We start from the raw sequence: 18,544 nt of genomic DNA, 5'->3' as shown, positions 1-18,544 counted from the left end.
GCTCGCGCGGATCACTCCGGCGCGCAGATCGTGACGGGCGCGTTCGAGAACGTGCCGTCCTCACGGACGAGCGTGACGTCGATGCAGACCTGACTCTGTCCCTCGGTCGGCACCGTCACGGTGGGGACGTCCGTCTGCTCGGGAGCGCCGGTGCCGTCGAGCGTCCGGCGCACCCACTGGTAGTAATCGCCCTCCTCGGGCTCGGGGTTCCGCCACGTGAAGACCGCGTTCTCGCCCTCGATGACCCCCTGCGCGTCCACGACCAGCGGCACGGCCTCGCCGCCTGTCGGATCCTGCGGGTCCGTGATGGACGACGACTCGGTCGGCTCCGGCTCCGGCGACAGGAAGGACTGGACCGTCGCCGCCGCGATGCCGACGAGCGCCAGCGCGACGATGGACGCCGCGACGATCCAGGGCCAGCGCCGCGGGCGCGCCTCCGGCTCGATCACGGTCTCGGGAGTGTGCGGCGCCGGCGCCGGCCACGGGGCGGCGGGCGTCGAGCCGGGCGCGGGCGGGCGCAGGATCGTGTGATCGTCGATGGGCGCGACCACGCGCGGTCCGCGCACGATGGTCGCGTCGTCGTCCGCGACGGGCGCGGGGGTCGGGTGCGGCGGCGCGACGGGGGCCGTCGTCGCCGAGGGACGGGTGGCGGTCTCCACCGGCGCGATGTCCGTGATGCCCCGCACGCGGGTCATGCCGTCGTCGTCGTCCTCGGGGGCGTCGTCGAGGGGGCTCTCCTCGAGGATGTCGATCGGCGTGACCGCGTGGGCGAGCTCGATCTGCACCTTCTGCAGCGCCCGCGCGAACGCGACGGCGCTCGGGTAGCGGTCCGCCGGGTCCTTCGCCATGGCGCGGGCGAGCACGGCGTACAGCGACGAGGGCACATCCGGCCGGTCGATCGCCGGAAGCGGCAGGCGCTCGATGCGGCCGATCAGCTCGGCGCTGCCGTTGCGCTGGCCCGGCATCTCGTACGGAGAGCGCCCCGCGAGCAGGGTGTAGATCGTGGCGCCGAGCTGGTAGATGTCCGTGCGCGGGCCGCTCTGCGGCGGCGACGCGAACGCCTCGGGCGGCGACCACGGGATCGACATGCCCGTCGCCTCGACGTCGGCGTTCGAGGTCGACGCGATGCCGAAATCGGTCAGCGCGGGGCGGTTGTACTCGGTGACCAGGATGTTCGCGGGCTTGATGTCGCGATGCAGCACGCCCGCCCGGTGGGCCGTCTCGACGGCCGCCGCGACCTGGATCCCGACGCGCAGCGCCTCCGCGGGCGAGAACGGCTCGCGCCGATACCTCACCTGCAGGTTGGGCCGCGGGCAGTACTCCATGACGAGGTACGGCCGACCGTCGGTGGACACCCCCGCCTGGTAGATCGTGACGATCGCCGGATGCGTCGACAGCATCGCCATCACGTTCGCCTCGGCCGTGAACTGCGCGGCCGACGCGACGATGCGCTCAGGCAGCAGCACCTTGACGGCGACGCGGCGGCGCGGGAGCTCCTGCTCGTACAGGTACACGTCGGCGAATCCGCCCGAGCCGAGCAGCTCGAGGTGCGTGAAGCCCGGCAGCCGCGGCGGCGGCGCGGGCGGGCGGCGCTGCATCACGGCAGGTCCTCGAACGCGATCGTCACGCCGTCGCCCAGATCCACGACGTCGCCCGTGACCACCAGGGTCTGCTCGCCGGGGTGCAGCCGCACGGGATCGTTGCCGCCGCGGAGCAGCGTGGTCCCGTTCGTCGTGTGGAGGTCGGTCACCACCACGGTCTCGCCGTCGGACACGATCTCGACGTGGTTGCGCGAGATGTCGTTCTGCGGGCTCTCGACCGCCACCAGGCGCGGCATGTCGGCCCCCGACGTGCGCGACGAGCGGGGGCGCCGGCCGACGATGACCGGACGGTCGAGCTCGAGCACCTCTCCGGTGGACAGGCGCGCACGCCCGAAAGACGGCGCCGGAGCGAACGGCGACGGCAGCGACGGGACGTCGAAGCGCGGCACGGGCGCCGGATCCAGGTGCGGCGGCACCGCGTCGATGGGGCCGTCGGCGATCGGCACCTCGGCCGTGGCCCCGGGGCCGCGCGGCACCTCGGGCAGCTCGCCGCGCTGCCGCAGCCTCTCGGCCTGCGCGGCCGAGATCGTCTCGCCGTCGTGGTCGCCGAGCGGCTGCGGCTCGGCCGGCTCCTCCGCGAACTCGCCGTGCGCGTCCTGCGCCTCGTGCGCCTCCTGCGCCCGCGCGCGGAGCCGCGCGAGCTGCGCGGCCGTGATGGTCTCGCCGTCGTGGTCGCCCAGCGTCTCGGCGTCGCGCAGGGTCTCCTGGGCGCCGAGCGTCTCGTCGCCGGGCTCCTCGCCCGACACGTCGTCCGCGGGTTCGGCCGGGCCCTCCTCGGGCCGCACGGCGAACGCGTCGAACGGCCGCGCCGGCGCCTCGCGCCTCGGCGGCTCCGCCGGAACGAGCCCGATCTCCTGAGGCAGCAGCGTCTCGGCGGACACCGCGCTCCCGTCGTCCGCCGCCACGACGTCGTCGGGCACGGGCGCATCCCGCGCATCGTGGCCGTGCGCGCGCGGCGCGACGCGCTCGGCGCCGTCCTCCGGATCGGTCTCGAAGAACACGGCGCGGACGCCGCCCGCGAGCACGGCGCCCGACGCGATCGGCAGCTCCGACGCGATCGCGGGACGCTCGCCCGCCGGGCGGACGTGCACCGACAGGGCGTCCTCGATGAGGTTCACGCTCCACGCGTCGGTGTCGCCGCCGGTCAGCTCGAGCGGGCCGTCCAGCGTCTCCGCCGTGATCCGCAGGTCGCCGCGCACGGCGGTGCGGACCGCGTCGTCCTCGAGCAGCGCGACCGCGAACGGAGGGAGCCCCGCGAGCCCCGTCCCGGACGCCTGGGACAGCGCATCGAGCACGGCGTTCACGCCGTCGCCGGCGTCCAGCCCCACCCACACGTCGTCGATGAGTTCCTGCGGCAGACCGCCGGGAAGCACGGCGATGCCGTCGTCCGCGACGATGGCGAGCATGCCGCCGGGCTCGTAGGTCACCCGCATCAGGCCATCCCTCCCACGGGCTCGCGCGGCAGCGTGTCGGAGTCGACGTCGTCGTCGGCGTCCGCGCCGCCCTCCGGCGACGCGCCCCCGCGCCGCGCGACCGCCACGGCGTCCACGACCACGGCCGTGATGTTGTCGCGGCCGCCGTGCAGGACGGCCTCGTGCACCAGGCGCGTGGCGGCGGCCTGCGGGTGGGACTCGACCGCCAGGATCGTCCGGATCCGCTCGGCGGGGAGCTCGCCGGGCAGCCCGTCGGAGCACACCAGGATGCGGTCGCCGCCCGCGGCGGGGATCATCCAGAAGTCCGCCTCGGCGTCGCTTCCCGCGCCGAGCGCCCGCGTGATCACGTTGCGGCGGCGGTCGCGCGCGGCGTCCTCCGCCGTGAGCTCGCCGCTGTCGATGAGCTCCTGCACGACGGAGTGGTCGACGCTGATCTGCTCGAGCCGCCCGCCGGCCAGGCGATAGGTGCGGGAGTCGCCCAGGTTCAGCGCGAGCCAGTAGCCCTCCCCGGCGACGTCGGCGATCACGACGCCCGTGAGGGTGGTTCCCGCCCCGGCGTCCGAGCCGACCGAGAGCCCGTCCACGCGCGCTCGGGCGCGCCCGAGCGCGCCGCGCACGTCGTCGATCGTGAGGCTCGCGCGCCCGGCGAAGGCCCGGAACTCGTCGATCGCGGTCGCCGAGGCGACCTCGCCGCGGTCGTGCCCGCCCATCCCGTCGGCGACGAGGAATACCGGCGACACGGCGAGGAACGAGTCCTCGTTGAGCGAGCGCCGCAGCCCCGGATCGGTGGCCGCGCCGCTCAGGGCGACGATGGGCTCGCTCATCCGGCGGCCTTGAGCGTAGCGATGCGGTCCCCGATCTCGAGCGCATCCTCGGCCTCGAGCGCGACGCGCTCGCCGGGCGTCGCGGGGATGCGCTCGCCGCCGCGCACGACCGTCACGCCGTTGGTCGAGTGACGGTCGACGACGAACACGCCCTCGCCGGTCACGTCGAGCTCGAAGTGGGTCTTCGACAGCGACAGCGTCTCGTCCCTGACCGCGACCGTCTCGACGCCCTCGTCGCCGGCGGGGTTGCGGCCGAACACCGCGCGGCCGGTGACGGTGTGGCGGGTGCCGTCGTCCCACTCCAGCACCGCGGACGGGGCGCGCGCGACGAGCCGGGTGTCCTCGACGTCGGGCTCGTCGCGGCGGACGAGGATGGTGTCGTCCTCGAGCTCGTCCACGGGAGCCGGTGCGGCGGCCGCCGCGGGCGCGGGAGGCGGGTCCTGCGTCACGCCCGGCACGAACGCGATGAGCCCCTCGGAGGGCGCCGCGGCCGACGGGCCGGCCGGCGCGGGAGGCGGCGTGGTCGTGAACAGCGACGACAGGTTGCCCGGGCTCGGGACGCCGCCGCGCGGCGGCAGCGGCGGGCGGGGCGGCAGGTCCGCGGGAGCGGCGGGCGCCGCCGGAGCGGGCGGGACGGGTGCGGCGGAGGCCGCCGGAACGCCCGGGAGCGGCGGGCGCGGGGCCGCGGCGGGGGCGGCCGGCGCGGCTGCGGGCGAGGTCGTGCGCGCGTCCTCGGCCTCGCGCATGAAGGCGTGCGCGACCTTGTCGTGCCATCCCTGCCGGCGTCCGCTGGAGTCTAAGAACACCGAGAAGAAGCCGACCACGATCGCGGTGGCCAGGCCCCAGATGACGTTGCGCAGCAGCGCGCCGCCGAAGCCGAGCGGCTGCCCGGTCTCGATGCGCACGAGCCGCAGCTTCATGAGCCTCATGCCGATCGAGCCGTGCCCGCCCTGCATGTACGTGTAGACGAGGAACCACCCGAGCAGCAGGACGATCGCGGCGGCGCCGACGATGAGGAGCGCGACGTACCCGAGCGCCTGCGCGAGCAGGTTCGCGACCACGCTCAGCACGAGCCACGCCGCCCCGACGATGGCGGCGTCGATCGCGTACGCGGCGGCGCGGCGCCCGATCGAGGCGGGAGCGCCCGGGGCCGCGATGGGCCCGCCCGCCGGCGCGGCCGGCCGGCCGGCGGGCTGCTGCGGCGCGGCGGGCCACGCCGGCTGCGGCCATCCGGACCCCGCGCCCTGCGGCGGCGCGGGCGGCGCCGGGTGCGACGGGTACGCGGGCGGGCCGGGGACCGAGCCGGGCGCCGGGGGTCCATACGGGTTGGGCGTGGTCATGTCAGCCTTCCTTCCGCCGAGCGGAGACCGTCTCGCGCAGCGACCGCACGCGCGTCGCGAGCGACGAGCCCTTGGCCAGCGACCGCACGTTCAGCCGCGCTTTCAGCCTCGTCCAGAACGAGGCCTTCCTGTTCATCCCCCCGACGACCTCGTCCACCTCGGCCCAGAACGCCTCGATCTCGCCCGGCGTGGGCTCCCCCGGACCGAACACGCTCGCGTCCGCGCGCAGGGCGAGCGTCGTGACGCGCGGCTCCTCGAGCGCGGGCGTGAGGTGCGCCGACTGCTCGTACCGCGTGGCGCCGATCGGCACGGCGCGGCCGAAGTCGGCCGCCCGGTCCGTAAGCTCCTCCCAGCCGCCGCTGATGCGGTCGGCGGGGACGGGCGCCTCGCGCCGCTTCCGACGCCGCGCCGCCTTCAGCCCGCCGATGATGACGAACGGCGCGAGCAGGAGCGCGATGGTGCCGAGGCTGATGCCGCCGATCGCGAGGATCAGTCCGAGGTATCCCGGCAGCGGGTCGGCCTCGTCCTCGGACTCGCGGTCCTCGGGCACGAGCGGCGGCTCGTCCGCCTCCTCCTTGGGCGGGGGCGGCGGCTGCAGCGGCATCGGCTGCGGATCCGTCTTGGGCTGGGTGGTCTGGTCCTTGGGCTCCTTGTCCTCGTCCGGGGTCGGATCGAACGCGACCCATCCGGACTCGGCGAAGGCCACCTCGACCCACGCGTGCAGGTTGTCGCCGTTCGCGACGAGCTCGCCGCGCGCGTCCTCGCCGGCGTGGAAGCCCATCACGACGCGCGCCGGGATCCCGACCTCGTTCGCCATCAGGGCCATCAGCGTCGCGTACTGCTCGTCGTCGCCCACCAGCTGATCGGCGCTGACCATGCTCGCCAGGCGCGCGGATCCGTGACCCGAGGGCGAGTACTCGCCCTCCTCGATGCCGTGGCTGAAGTACCCCGACTCGAACAGGAACGTCTCGAGGGCCTTGACCTTCTCGATCGGCGTGCGCGCCTCGGCCTCCGAGATCGCGTCGGACGCGAGCTCGCCCAGCTTCTCGGGCACCGCGTTCGGCCGCGGGATCTCCACGTCGGCGAAGCGGTCCTCGGCGAGCTCGGACTCGCTGGGCTCGTCCGGGATGACCGCCGTCACCGTGTACGCGTCGCCCTCGCTGAGCCCGGTCGTCACGATTCCGGTGCCGGTCGACGGGTTGAAGTAGGTCGCCCGGCGGAGGTCCTCGGCGTCGGCGCCCTCGAACCGCACCGCGTCGACGTGACCGGCGTCGGGCAGCCACACGTCCGAGTACGCGCCGATCTCGACCCGCAGCTCGGCCGTCCGCCCCTCGGCGTCCCCGGCCATGTTGGAGCGCAGCGGCGTGAACGCGCTCGACGATTCGGCGACGTTGTAGACCACGCCCGAGTAGGCGTCCATGGTGCCCAGGCGCACGCGCGCGCCGGCGGGCAGCCCCGTGACCGTGAACAGCGGCGTGTCGGCGAACTTGTCGACGTAGATGCGGAAGTCCTGCAGCGGGCTCGGGAACTGGCGGATGTCGAACGGCGGGATGATCACGTCGCGGATCACGTAGCGGACCTCGTTGGGCGGCGCGAGCAGCGTCGACGCGCCGCCCGCCGCGCACGCCACGGCCAGCACCCCGGCCGCGGCGCCGACGCGGCGCACCACGTGGCGGCGGTCCTCCGTGCGCTCGTCCTCGGACGACAGCGAGATCGCACTGCGGGTCGGAGCCCACGCCTCGCGCAGGGCCAGCCACACGATCGCCACGACCGCGAGCATCACGCCCTGGATGATCGGCGCGGCTGGCTCCGAGGTGCCGAGCGCGATCTGCAGGGCCAGGCACGCGCCCGCCGGCAGCAGCGCCCAGGCGGGCGGCCGGACCCGCAGGGCCAGGCTCGCGGCCAGGACGGTGAAGATCAGGATCAGGAGGAACGGCACGATGAGGTGGCCGTCCTCGTACGACACGGGCGCGACCGTGGTGAGCAGCGACTTCCAGGACGTCACGACGCCCACCGCCAGCAGGCGCAGGGTCTCCAGCGTCGGGATGACGCCGAGCAGCGCGGTGTGCGGCAGCGCGAACGCGGCGCCGAAGACGAAGTACGCGACCACGACGGCGGCGGCCAGCAGGAGCACGCCCCAGCGGCGCAGCGTGCCGACGACGGCGATCCCGAGCCCGAGGGCGAGACCGCCCAGGCCGGCGATCAGCACCGCGGGGCCGCCGAAGGTGGGCCAGAAGCCGATCACCGGCACGAGCAGCAGCAGCGCGACGGCCCCGAGATCGAGGGCCCACCGGCGGGCGGGGAGCCGGACCGGGGCGGTGCGCGCCGCGCGACGCGTCGACTGCGGAGGAGCCGGGGGCGCGGGCGGAGCCTCGGTCGGGGGCGGCAGCAGGGTCGACCTCACGCCAGCACCCTCCGCAGCGAGGGGGCGAGCTGGTCGAGATCGCCGACAGTGATCACGTCGGCCTCGCCGATGCGACGCCGGCCCGGCTCCTGCCCGAGCGCCGCGACCACGGCCAGGACGCGCGAGCCGAGCGGCAGACGCGAGATCGCGGCCTGCAGCTCGGCGGCGGTGACGCGGCTGCCGCAGGCCAGCACGACCACGCTCGCCGCGGGGGCGGCGGCGGCGATGGATCCGGCGAGCGCGGTCGTGCCGCCCGCCTTCGGACGCGAGGGCTCGACTCCCGAGAGCGAATCGAGCAGGTGCTTCTGCGACTCGGTGCGCAGGCGCCCGGACTGGGTGCGCACATCCACCTTGTACGAGTCCCGCAGCGCGCGCAGGCCCAGGGAGCCGGCCGCCGAGACGGCGAGCTCCAGTTCGTCCTCGTCCGCGTACTCGGCCGGGTTGGTCGACAGGCCGATCACGAAGTGCGAGCGCCGGGTCTGCTCGTAGGTGCGGACCATGATCGTGCCCGTGCGGGCGGTCGAGCGCCAGTGCACGTGCCGCAGATCGTCGCCCGGCTGGTACTCCGACAGGGCGTGGAAGGCGATGTCGTCGCGCGCCAGCTCCCGCGAGACCATGCCCTCGAGGTCGCGCACGAAGCCCAGCGACTGGCCCTCGAAACGCACCGTTCGCGGGTGGACGTAGAGGTCGACCGGCTCGTCGCGGCTGTCGACGCGCTCGAACAGGCCGAGCGGATCGCCGCGCACGATGCTGACGGGGCCGACGGGGAGCACGGCGCGCTTGACCGTGGGGATCGCGAAGAGCTCCTCGACCTCCTCGCCGGGGGCCAGGTGCTTGACCCCGAACACGCCGCGCCCGGCGCCGACCGGCAGCACCACGCGCGACGGCAGGATGGCCCGGCCGCCCGAGTTGGCCAGGGTCAGGGCGCCGACCGCGCGCTCCCCCACGACCACGCGGGTGCGCGTCAGGTCCAGCGTGACGTCGTAGGTCGTGCGCCCGACCAGGAACAGCAGGCACAGCCCGAGCACCACGGTCACCACGACGGCGGCGACCGTCACCTCGCGCCAGCCCATCCACGGGCCGACGATCCACAGCAGCGCCGCGACCGCGATCAGGACCCAGCCGATGGGCCGGACGACCGCCGCGGCGCGCCGCAGCGCGTGGCCGGCGCGCTCCAGCAGGTACAGCCCGACCTCGCGCCAGCTCGCCTGGGCGGGCTCCGCCGCCGTCGACGCGCGCTCGCCCGACGCCGCGCGGTCGTCCGGAGGGACGGGCGCGGTCGCGGGCTCGGCTGCGGTGGTCATCCGGTCGGGTTGGATCCGTCTCGGCGCGGTCAGACGCTCGCGGCGCGGGCCTGCGGCGCGGGAACCTTCTCGAGCACTCGGGCGATCACGGACTCGGGCGTGGTCCCCACGAACTCGGCCTCGGGGTCCATCACGAGACGGTGCGCCCAGACCGGCTGCGCGAGCGACTTCACGTCGTCGGGGATCACGTAGTGGCGACCCTGCGCCGCCGCCCACACCTTGGCCAGGCGCACGATCGCGATCGCGCCGCGCACCGAGACGCCCAGGCGCGTGTCCCTGTCCTCGCGCGTCGCCTCGGCGAGCTCCGCGGCGTAGCGCAGCACGGCGGGCTCGACGTGCGCGGTCGAGGCCAGGTCGGCCATGTCGGACACCGCGCTGGTCGTGATGATCGCGCTCAGGTGGGCCGACGGGTTGCGCTCGGCGGATCCCGCCAGGATGCGCTCGGTCACGTCGAGGGTGGGGTAGCCGATCGAGGTCTTGATCAGGAAGCGGTCGAGCTGCGCCTCGGGCAGCTTGTAGGTGCCCGCCTGCTCGATCGGGTTCTGCGTCGCGATCACGAGGAACGGGCGCCCCACCTCGTGCGGGGTGCCGTCGACCGTGACGCGCGACTCCTCCATGACCTCGAGGAGCGCCGACTGCGTCTTGGGCGACGCGCGGTTGATCTCGTCGGCGAGCACGATCGAGGCGAACACGGGGCCGCGGTGGAACTCGAACGTGTGCGACTGCTGGTCGTAGATCGTCACGCCGGTCACGTCGCTCGGCAGCAGGTCGGGCGTGAACTGGATGCGGCTCGACGTGCCCTGCACGGTGGCGGCGAGCGCCTTGGCGAGGCTGGTCTTGCCCGTCCCGGGCGCGTCCTCGAGCAGCACGTGACCCTCGGCGAGCATCGCCGCAAGCACGAGGCCCACGACCTCGCGCTTGCCCATCAGCGCCTTGTCGACGTTGTCGACCAGGCGGCCGAAGGTGCCCTGGAACCAGGCCGCCTGTTCGGGGGTCATCGTCATGTCGTCATCCTTCGTCGTCTGCTATCGCCACGTGATCGAGGGCGTCTTGGCGCTGTACGGGCCTTCCACCTTCAGGTGCACCTGGGTGCCCGTGAAGCCGTAGTAGCACCCCATGTTCTTGCTGCCCGTGCCGGACAGGTATCCCCGCCACGTCGCGTAGTACTGCCCGCTGTTGCCGCTGTAGCACTGCACGGTGTAGTTGCCGGCGGGGAGGTTCTCGTACCCGAGCCACATCCACTGGCAGTTGCCCGAATCGCAGTTCGGCTCGTTGCCCGCGTTGCCCTGCTGGAAGACGCGGACCGACGGCTGCGGGGGGTCGCGGGTCGTCGCCTGCGCGATGGCCTCGCCGCTGACCTGGCCCGCGGAGTCGTACACGCGCACGCCGATCTTGCCGGTGGCGCTGTAGCCGTAGCTGCGGGTCGTCGAGCCGTCGAGCGGCACGTTCTGCCAGCCCTTGCCGTCGTAGAACCGGGCCTCGGCGCGCACGATCAGCCGGCCGTTCGGCGCGGGCGCGTTCCACGTGAATCGGATCTGCGTGCCGTCGCCGACGCGATCCGCCGTGACGCTGGGGTTGCGCGGCGGCCCGTACGGGGTCGCCGGGTCGGACGGCGGGGAGTTCGGGCCGGGCTCCGACGTGGCCCCGTTGGCCACCGCGATCGCGCGCACGACCACGCGATAGGTCGAGCCGTTGTTCAACCCGTTGATCGTCGTCGACGTCGAGTTGCCGACGCCCTGCCACGCTCCGCCGTTGACGCTGTACTGGTAGTGGATCTCGTTCGCGTTCGCGCCCTCGGCCGTCGCGGGCGCCCACGACGCGTCGATCCGCCCGTCGCCCTCGCGCACGCTGGGCTTGCCCGGAGCGGTCGGCGACGTGAACTGGCGCAGCGGCGCGCTGTGAGCGCTCGTGCCGCCCCATCCGGCCTTGTTCTTCGCCTTCACCGTGAACGTGTAGTCGGAGTTGCTGGCCGGCAGGGAGAACACCGCACGCGTGCCGCCCACGGTCTGCGGCGAGCCGTACGGGCTGCCGCCCCGGTATGCCTGCACCTGGTATGCGTCGACCGCGTCGCCGCCCGCCTCGGGACCGGTCACCGCGGGCCACGTCACCTCGACGCCGCCCGGCGTGGGGCCGATGCTGCTCTGACGCTGCGCCACGGGGGTGCCGGGCGCCGCCGGCGGCTTCGCAGGGATGTTCGTGGGCGACTGCGGGCTCCACTCGGACGGGTCCGGCGCACTGTTGTGCGCGCGTACGCGGACCGAGTACGCGGTGCCGTTCTGCAGGCCGTCCCACCAGAGCTGGGTGGTGCCCGCCGGCACGGTCTTGACGTTGATGCCGCTCGGCGGCGTCGGCGTGATCTCGAGCTCGTACTTCGTGATGGGAGAGCCCTCGGTGCGGGGCGCCTTCCACGTCACGAGCAGCCCGCTGTCGCGGAACTCCGGGATCTGCGGCGCGAGCGGGCGCTCGGGCCGCACGTCCGGCCGCGCGTCCTGGCTGACCGGCGAGGCGTCGGACTCGCCCACGCTGTTGATCGCCGTGACCGTGAACGCGTACGTCACGTTGTTCGTCAGGCCTGTGAGCGTGCAGGTCGTCTCGGGGCAGTCGGCCTCGTACTCGCCGCCCTTGACCGCGGTCACCTTGTAGCCCGTGATGTTCGCGCCGTTGTCGGCGGGCGGCAGCCACGTCATGGTGACCTGACGGCTCTGGACGTTGGTCACGCGCGGCTTGCCGGGAGCGTCCGGCCGCCCCTGCACCGTCACGTTGACGCGCGCCTCGGCCGTGCGGTCGGGGTCGCCCGTGGCGTCCTGCACCGTGTAGCGGGCGACGAAACGCCCGTGGTAGTCCTCCGCGGGGGTGACCGTCACGCTGCTGCCGTCGAACTGGACCGTGCCCTCGCCCGTCTCGAGCGAAGCGTCGATCACCTCGAGCGGAGCCTCGCCCTCGAAGGGGTTGAAGTCGTTGGCGAGCACGTCGACCGAGCGCGTCTCGCCCTGGTTCCACGTGTCGAACGTGTCGTCGCTGGCCGTGGGCAGCTCGCGCGTGGACGCCGTGACGGTGACCTCGATCTCGGAGGTGACGGGCTCGGGGCTCGTCGGATTGTCCTGGCCGTCGTCGACGGTCACGGGGATCGACGCGACCGTGCCCTTCTGGTCGGCGTCGGCCCGGACCTCCAGCGTGGATCCTCCGGCGATGGTCGCCTGGAGACCTGCCGGCACCTCGCCCAGCGAGAACGACAGCGGGTCCTCGTCGATGTCGGTCGCGAGGCCGGAGAGCTCGAGCGTGCCGGGCTGCGAGTCGCCCGCGCCGACCGTGACGGCGCCGCCGAGCATCTCGGGCGGCAGGTTGTCGGGCGGCGTGACCGTGATCGGTATGGACAGCGTCGACACGCGCCCGTTCGGGTCGTCGGGTCCGTCGCCGTCCGTCACCTCGAACGTGATCGCGTCCTTGCCCGCGTACCGGTCGGCCGACCGGTAGGTGAGCGTCCGCTCGTCGATCACGAGCGACGAGCCGTCGCTGCGGCCGGCCGAGACCTTCTCGGCCTCCGTGATGCGCACATCCCCGCCGTCCGCCGAGCGGACGTACTCCGCGAGCGGGAGGTCGATGCGCTCGCCGCTCTTGACCTCCACAGGCTCGGTCGAGATCAGGCTCGGACGCAGATCCTCCTGGCCGGGGACGTGGATGAACGCGTGCGCGACCTGGTCGTCCTGGTCCGTGATCGTGTACTTGATCAGGCGGCGGCGCTCCTCGAGCTGGACGCTCACGATCCCGTCCGCGAGCAGCTGGGCCGAGTCGTCGGGCGCGAGCTGGATCCCGAGCGTCTCGGCGGTCGCCGTGCCGTCGGGGTCCTCGTCGTTCAGCAGCAGGTCGATCTGGGCGGTCTGCTCCTCGAGATCGATGTCCTCGAGCAGCACGCGGTCGTCGCGCGCGATCGGCGCCTGCAGCGGCACGTCCTCGTCGACCGTGACCTGCAGCACGCCCTTCGCCTGCGCGCCGTGCTCGTCCTCGATCGTGTACTGCAGCGAGGTCTCGAGCTCGTGGTCCGGCGCCGTCACGACCACGCGCTCGCCGACCGCCTCCGCCTCGACCTGCGGGTTCTCGCCGAGCACGAGCCCGTCCGTCCCCTGCACGATGCCGATGGTGTCGCCGTCGGGGTCGGAGTCGTTCTCCTGGACCGCGGCCGCCACCACGCGGCCGGGACGCATCGCGAGGCTGTCGCGCACCGCGAACGGAGCCTGGTTCTGCGCGGCGGCGGGCGCGATCCCCACCCGGATCGTGGCGGTCGACTCGGCACCGAGGCTGTCGCGCACACGGTACGTGAAGGTGTCCACGCCGGTCGAGCCGCGCGAGGCCTCGTAGTCGAGGTAGTTCGCTCCCCTCTCGAGGATCGTGCCGAGCTTCGGGCCCGAGTCGATGCCGACCAGCTCGACCGAGTCGCCGTCGGGGTCGATGCCGTCGAGCGGGATCGTGATCCTCGTCGTGCTGCCGTCCAGCGCGCGCGACTCGACGTCCTCGGGCCGCGGGGCGTTGTTGTTCTCCTCGTCGAGCGGGAGCACCTGGATCGCGACCGGAGCGGTCGCCCGCTGTCCCGTGCTGTCCACGGCCGTGTAGGTCACGTACGCCGTGCCGGGCTCGTCGCCCGCGTGGAAGCGCACGTCGTCCTCGGCCGCGAAGGCCTCGCCGGCGCCCTCCGTGTCGAGCCGGACCGACTCCGGATCGAGGTGGAACTCGTCGTCGTTCGGGTGGTAGTCGTTGTCGAGCACCGGGATCGTCACGACGTCGCCGACGCGCACGACGGCGGTGTCCTCGTTGACGATCGGCGCACGCAGCTTGGCCGGCGCGGGCATGGCGATCACGACGACCTCGCCCTGGACCGACGGCGCGACGCCGTTCGAGATCGTGTAGCGGATGGTGACCTGACCGCCCTCGCCGGTCATGCCGCGGTCCGTGACGCGCAGCGTCTCATGGCCGATCACCGAGACCGCGAGGCCCGCATCGTCGGGCACGTCCACGGACTGCACCACGAGCACGCCGCCCGCCGGGTCGGAGTCGTTGGCCAGGACGTTCACCAGTGCGTCGCCGCCGACCGGGAGCAGCGCGACGTCGCGCACCGCGACGGGCGGCTCCTCGCTCTCGACGGGCTCGATGACGTCCACCCGCACGAGGCCCGGCACCGGCGTGGTCCCCGACGTCGTCACGAGGTAGTCGACGTAGTAGGTGCCCACCGTGTCCGACTCGAAGGTGAACGTGTCCGATGCGAAGTCGGGGACGATCGTCGCGCCCTGCACCTCGCTCACCTGGGTGAGCTCGAGCGGCTCGTCGCTGGCGCTCAGGTCGTTGGCCAGGGGCGAGACCGTGCCCTGCTGCCCCGCGCGCACGACCAGGTGGTCGGCGGTCGCGAGCGGCGGCGTGGACCCGGGAGCGCGCACGTCGAGCTTCAGCAGCCCCGCCATGCTCGAGCGGCCGTCCGAGACGACGATGTTGACGTCGACCAGGCCCTGGTCGCCCGAGATGGCGCGGTAGGTGATGCGGCCGTCCGCCGTGAACTCCGCCTCGTCGCCCTCGGCGGGCGTGACCGACTCGAGGTAGAGGTTGTCGCCGTCGGGGTCGACCCAGTCCGGCAGCACGTTGTAGGTGACGGAGCTGCCCGACTCGACGGGGATGGCGATCTGCCGCAGCTGCTTCGGCGGCGTGTTCTCGTCCTCGCCTCGGACCTCGACGCGCACCTGCGCCTGAGCCGTGCCGCCGGGGCGGCCGTCGTTCACCTCGTACGTGAAGGAGTCGACGCTCGACACCCCGTCCGGCACGGTGATCTGCAGCGACGTGCCGTCGTTGATCGGCGTCACCGTGACGCCGTCGGGCGCACCGTCCGGCAGCGTGACGGTGAGCACGTCGCCGTCCGGATCGCTGTCGTTGTCGAGCACGGGCAGGATCGTCGCGGCGTCGGCCCGCACGCCGAACGTGTCGGGGTTGGCGACCGGGGGCGTGTTGTCCTCGCCGCGGTCCGGCGGACTCGGGTCCGGCACCTGGACGGTGGTCGGGTCGGGGTTCTCGACGCCGTCGCCCTTCGGCGGCGTCAGGTCGTCCCAGTTGTCCACCTTCTGCAGCTGGTCGCTCGCGAGCCAGGCGGCGCCGCTCAGGACGTTGTTGAGCATCACCACGTCGCGGTTGACGCGGAAGCGCAGCTCGCCCTCGGCCTTGTACTCCGGGATCGGCATCGCGAGGTCGTGCTGCTCGCCGACGCAGTCGCGCACGAACCGTCCCGACTCCATCCACGCGCCGTAAGCGCAGCCGTTGAGCCACACGGGCTCGGCGGGGGTGCCCGTCAGGGCTCCGGCGGGAGCGGCCTCGGGCTCGGAGCCGTCGAGCGGGATGCTCAGCAGCTCGGTGCGCGTCGCGACGACGACCGCGTCCCCGTCGGCCGCGTCCAGCGCGAGGCGCGCGTCCTCGGGCTCCTCGAGCGCGACCGTCGGCCCGTCCGGGATGATGACGGACCCGGTCGTCTCGTCGAGGATCACCGCGCGGCCGGCCACCAAGGTCACGGACAGCTGCGACGACTCGTCGACGCCCTCGAGCGCCCGCTCGGACGGCTTCTCGGCCTCGCCCTCCTCCGTCACGGGGACCGTGTACAGCGTCGCCTCGGACGGCGAGGCGACGTACACGGTGCCGTCACGGCCGACCGTGACGGCCGCGTTCTCCCCCAGCTTCTCGAGCACAGGATCGGCGTCGGCCACGGCGAAGGACGCGAGACCGTCGTAGGGGATGACGAAGAGCTCGCCCTCGGCGGGGTCGAGGACCGCGATCGTGCGGGCGGCGTAGTCGATCTCGGCTCCGCCGGGCAGCTGCACCCGGTCACCCAGGGACACCCCCACGTTGTCGACGGGGCCGAGCGTCCCGTCGCCCAGGTCCTGCATGAGGATCCGGTCGCCGTCCTGCAGGACGTCGAAGTCGGCGGACGGCGTGACGAGGCGCCCGTCCAGGACCTGTGACTCGCTGTTGAAGTGGCCGACCCACTGCTCATCGGCCTTGGTGATCCAGACTGATCCGTCGTGGAGGTCGAGCTCGGTGGTCGGGTTGCCCTCGTACGCGACGGCCATGGTCGTGACGCCGAGCGCGGCGACCGTGACGATTGAGGCGCCCGCGAGCGTGCGCGGACGCACCCGTGCCCAGGACACAGTCTTCATCGCGCACCCCCTCGCCGACTCCTGACCGGTATCCTAATCGGCCCGCTCAGCGCCTCCCCGGCCCCGACCAGGGCACCTCTCCCCCGCACGGACGCGCACGCGGGCCCGGGAACTCCCCGGACCCGCGTGCGCGATGGACGATCAGCGTCGAGCGGGCTTCTTCTCGCGCGGCGGCTTCTTCTCGCGCGCGGGCGCCTGCCCGGTCGCGTCCAGCTCGGCGTAGTGCGCGGCGGCCTCATCCTGGCGGCTCTGCTCGGCACCCGACGCGATGGGCGCGCGCACGTGCTCGGGCGCGAACCCGAACGCGTCGACGAGGTCCTGCGAGTGCGGGCGCAGGCGGCGGCAGAGGCGGTCGATGTAGCGCTGCACGGCCATCGCGCGCTGGTTGGAGAGGCGGCCGTGCATGAGGTACCAGGCGAGGTGCTTCTCGATCAGCGTCAGACCGAAGAGGTCACGGAGCCAGATCATCACCTGGCGGGTGTCCTCGTCGGGGATCGAGGCCACGGCGTCGGTGAACGCCTCCCACTGCAGGAGCTCGCCGTGGGCGCGGGCCGCCTCGAGCAGCTCGACCTGGTTCTCGTTGAACAGGTCGGCGGCGGCGACCGGGTCGAGCTTGGACGCGGGACGCAGGCGCGCCGCGAGCTCGCCGACCATGCTCTGCACGCGGTCGGCGAGCAGCTCGTGCTGGTCCTTGGCGCGCAGGCCGAGCTCCACGGATCGCGCCGTGGATCCGAAGTCCGCCACCGCCTGCCCGAGCTGCCGCAGGCCCGCCCCGTGGAACACCTTGCCGGCGGTCTGGCCGACGACGAAGGCGGCGATCTCCTTGGGGTCCTTGCTGCGCAGCTGCTTGGCGTAGTCCGCGAGCAGGCGCTTGCCGACGAGCTGCAGCAGCACGTTGTTGTCGCCCTCGAAGGTGACGTACACGTCGAGGTCCTGACGCAGGGTCACGAGGCGGTTCTCGGCGAGGTAGCCCGCGCCGCCGCAGGCCTCGCGGGCCTCCTGGATGGCGTCCAGCGCGTGCCAGGTCGACAGCGGCTTGAGCGTGGCCGCGAGGGTCTCGAGGTCCTCGCGGTTCTCCTCGGTGTCGGTCTCGCCGCCGAACACGCCGTGGAACTTCTGCAGCAGCTCGTCGTGCGCGAACGCCTGCGCGTACGTGATCGCGAGCCGCGGCAGGAGGCGACGCTGGTGCTTCGCGTAGTCCATCAGGACCGTCTCGGCGCCGGTCGCGCCGGCGAACTGGCGGCGCTGGTTGCCGTAGGTGATCGCGATGTTCAGCGCCAGCGCCGCCGCCGTGGTGGCCGACCCGTCGAGCGAGACGCGGCCCTGCACGAGCGCGCCGAGCATCGTGAAGAAGCGGCGGCCCGGGCTGGCGATCGGGCTCGAGTAAGTGCCGTCCGGCGCGACGTCGCCATAGCGGTTGAGCAGGTTCTCGCGCGGCACGCGCACGTGGTCGAAGTGCAGACGGCCGTTGTCGATGCCGTTGAGGCCGCCCTTGACGCCGTCGTCCTCGCCGCCGACGCCCGGCAGGAACTGCCCGTCCTCGTCGCGAAGGGGCACGAAGAAACAGTGCACGCCGTAGTTCACGCCGCCGCTGATGAGCTGCGCGAACACGGTCGCCGCCCGGCCGTCGACCGCGGCGTTGCCGAGGTAGTCCTTCCAGGCGCCGCGGAACGGCGTGTGGATCACGAACTCCTCGGTCGCCGCGTCGTAGGTCGCGGTGGTCCCGATCGCGGCGACGTCCGAGCCGTGGCCGGTCTCGGTCATGGCGAACGCGCCGGGGATCTTCAGCTCGAAGACGTCGCGCAGCCACTTGTCGTGGTGCTTCTTCGTTCCCAGCTGGTAGATCGCGGAGCCGAACAGGCCCCACTGCACGCCCGCCTTGATCTGAAGACTCGGATCGGCGAGCACGAGCTCCTCGAAGCTCGCGAGGTTGCCGCCGTTGTTGTTCTCGCCGCCGTACTCGACCGGGAGCGCGCGCGAGATGGACCTGTGCTCGACCAGCTTGCCGAGCTGTTCGAAGACGCGCGCGCGGTGCTCGTGGTGGGTGAGCCCGTCGACGCGCCAGAACGCGGAGTCCTTCAGCATCTCGCGCGACGCGCGGCGGACGTCCGCCCACGTGCCGAGCAGCCGGTCGGTGACGAGGGGGACGTCGATGCGGGGCGCCGTCTCGGGCCCGGCCTTGTGGGCGGGCGTCGGGTCGGCGGTCTGGGGGCGAACAGCGGTGTCTGCCATGTCTGCCTCTCACGGGGATCGTGGAATGGGCCGGGCCCGCCTCGACGGGGACGGAGGGGGCGATGTGATCACCGTAGGTCTGCGACAAGCCGGGCGCGAGGACCTTGTCACTGAGCCACAGTCGCGGGCGCCGACGTGCGGCGGGACCATTGTGCGCGCACGACAGCGGCGGCGGACGGGGACAGACGACGGCGGCGGCCCGGATCATCCGGACCGCCGCCGCGT

General features: G+C 73.3%; 9 protein-coding genes. All 9 read right to left on the bottom strand.

The window, feature by feature from the left end; all coding sequences use genetic code 11:
• Positions 1-11: 11 nt before the first annotated feature.
• Entirely contained in the window at positions 12-1,598 is a 1,587-nt protein-coding gene (locus tag ASD19_RS01740; protein WP_055988134.1) for a serine/threonine-protein kinase, read from the bottom strand.
• The gene (locus ASD19_RS01735) at positions 1,598-3,034 is read right to left on the bottom strand and encodes an FHA domain-containing protein (RefSeq protein WP_055988132.1); all 1,437 of its coding nucleotides are present in this window, start codon (positions 3,032-3,034) and stop codon (positions 1,598-1,600) included. The genes ASD19_RS01740 and ASD19_RS01735 overlap by 1 nt, the downstream gene beginning before the upstream one ends.
• Positions 3,034-3,858, bottom strand: coding sequence for a PP2C family protein-serine/threonine phosphatase (locus tag ASD19_RS01730; RefSeq protein ID WP_055988130.1), 825 nt, complete (start codon positions 3,856-3,858; stop codon positions 3,034-3,036). Before ASD19_RS01730 ends, ASD19_RS01735 begins: the two co-directional genes overlap by 1 nt.
• A complete protein-coding gene (locus tag ASD19_RS01725; RefSeq protein WP_055988128.1) occupies positions 3,855-5,198 on the bottom strand; it encodes an RDD family protein in 1,344 nt (447 codons plus the stop codon). The genes ASD19_RS01730 and ASD19_RS01725 overlap by 4 nt, the downstream gene beginning before the upstream one ends.
• 1 nt (position 5,199) lies before the next feature.
• The gene (locus tag ASD19_RS01720; RefSeq protein WP_235562939.1) at positions 5,200-7,602 is read right to left on the bottom strand and encodes a transglutaminase-like domain-containing protein; all 2,403 of its coding nucleotides are present in this window, start codon (positions 7,600-7,602) and stop codon (positions 5,200-5,202) included.
• Entirely contained in the window at positions 7,599-8,906 is a 1,308-nt protein-coding gene (locus ASD19_RS01715) for a DUF58 domain-containing protein (protein ID WP_082542895.1), read from the bottom strand. The genes ASD19_RS01720 and ASD19_RS01715 overlap by 4 nt, the downstream gene beginning before the upstream one ends.
• A 29-nt stretch (positions 8,907-8,935) precedes the next feature.
• On the bottom strand, positions 8,936-9,910 hold the full coding sequence (locus tag ASD19_RS01710; protein WP_055988126.1) for an AAA family ATPase: 975 nt from the start codon (positions 9,908-9,910) through the stop codon (positions 8,936-8,938).
• 21 nt (positions 9,911-9,931) lie between these two features.
• Positions 9,932-16,087 (bottom strand): Ig-like domain-containing protein, encoded by a 6,156-nt coding sequence (locus tag ASD19_RS01705; RefSeq protein WP_055988124.1) that lies wholly within the window; start codon positions 16,085-16,087, stop codon positions 9,932-9,934.
• Between the two features lie 141 nt (positions 16,088-16,228).
• Positions 16,229-18,319, bottom strand: a complete 2,091-nt coding sequence (locus ASD19_RS01700) for an acyl-CoA dehydrogenase family protein (protein ID WP_055988122.1) — start codon at positions 18,317-18,319, stop codon at positions 16,229-16,231.
• Positions 18,320-18,544: the final 225 nt, after the last annotated feature.

The organism is Microbacterium sp. Root53, from assembly GCF_001426925.1.
GTDB lineage: Bacteria > Actinomycetota > Actinomycetes > Actinomycetales > Microbacteriaceae > Microbacterium.
The sequence above is the reverse complement of the archived record's forward strand: the minus strand, read 5'-3'. Positions and strand labels throughout refer to the sequence as shown.

Bases quoted from the DNA above. Each gene is read 5' to 3' on its own strand.
- ASD19_RS01740 (WP_055988134.1), bottom strand. From the start codon at position 1,598: ATGCAGCGCCGCCCGCCCGCGCCGCCGCCGCGGCTGCCGGGCTTCACG.
- ASD19_RS01735 (WP_055988132.1), bottom strand. From the start codon at position 3,034: ATGCGGGTGACCTACGAGCCCGGCGGCATGCTCGCCATCGTCGCGGAC.
- ASD19_RS01730 (WP_055988130.1), bottom strand. From the start codon at position 3,858: ATGAGCGAGCCCATCGTCGCCCTGAGCGGCGCGGCCACCGATCCGGGG.
- ASD19_RS01725 (WP_055988128.1), bottom strand. From the start codon at position 5,198: ATGACCACGCCCAACCCGTATGGACCCCCGGCGCCCGGCTCGGTCCCC.
- ASD19_RS01715 (WP_082542895.1), bottom strand. From the start codon at position 8,906: ATGACCACCGCAGCCGAGCCCGCGACCGCGCCCGTCCCTCCGGACGAC.
- ASD19_RS01710 (WP_055988126.1), bottom strand. From the start codon at position 9,910: ATGACGATGACCCCCGAACAGGCGGCCTGGTTCCAGGGCACCTTCGGC.
- ASD19_RS01705 (WP_055988124.1), bottom strand. From the start codon at position 16,087: ATGAAGACTGTGTCCTGGGCACGGGTGCGTCCGCGCACGCTCGCGGGC.
- ASD19_RS01700 (WP_055988122.1), bottom strand. From the start codon at position 18,319: ATGGCAGACACCGCTGTTCGCCCCCAGACCGCCGACCCGACGCCCGCC.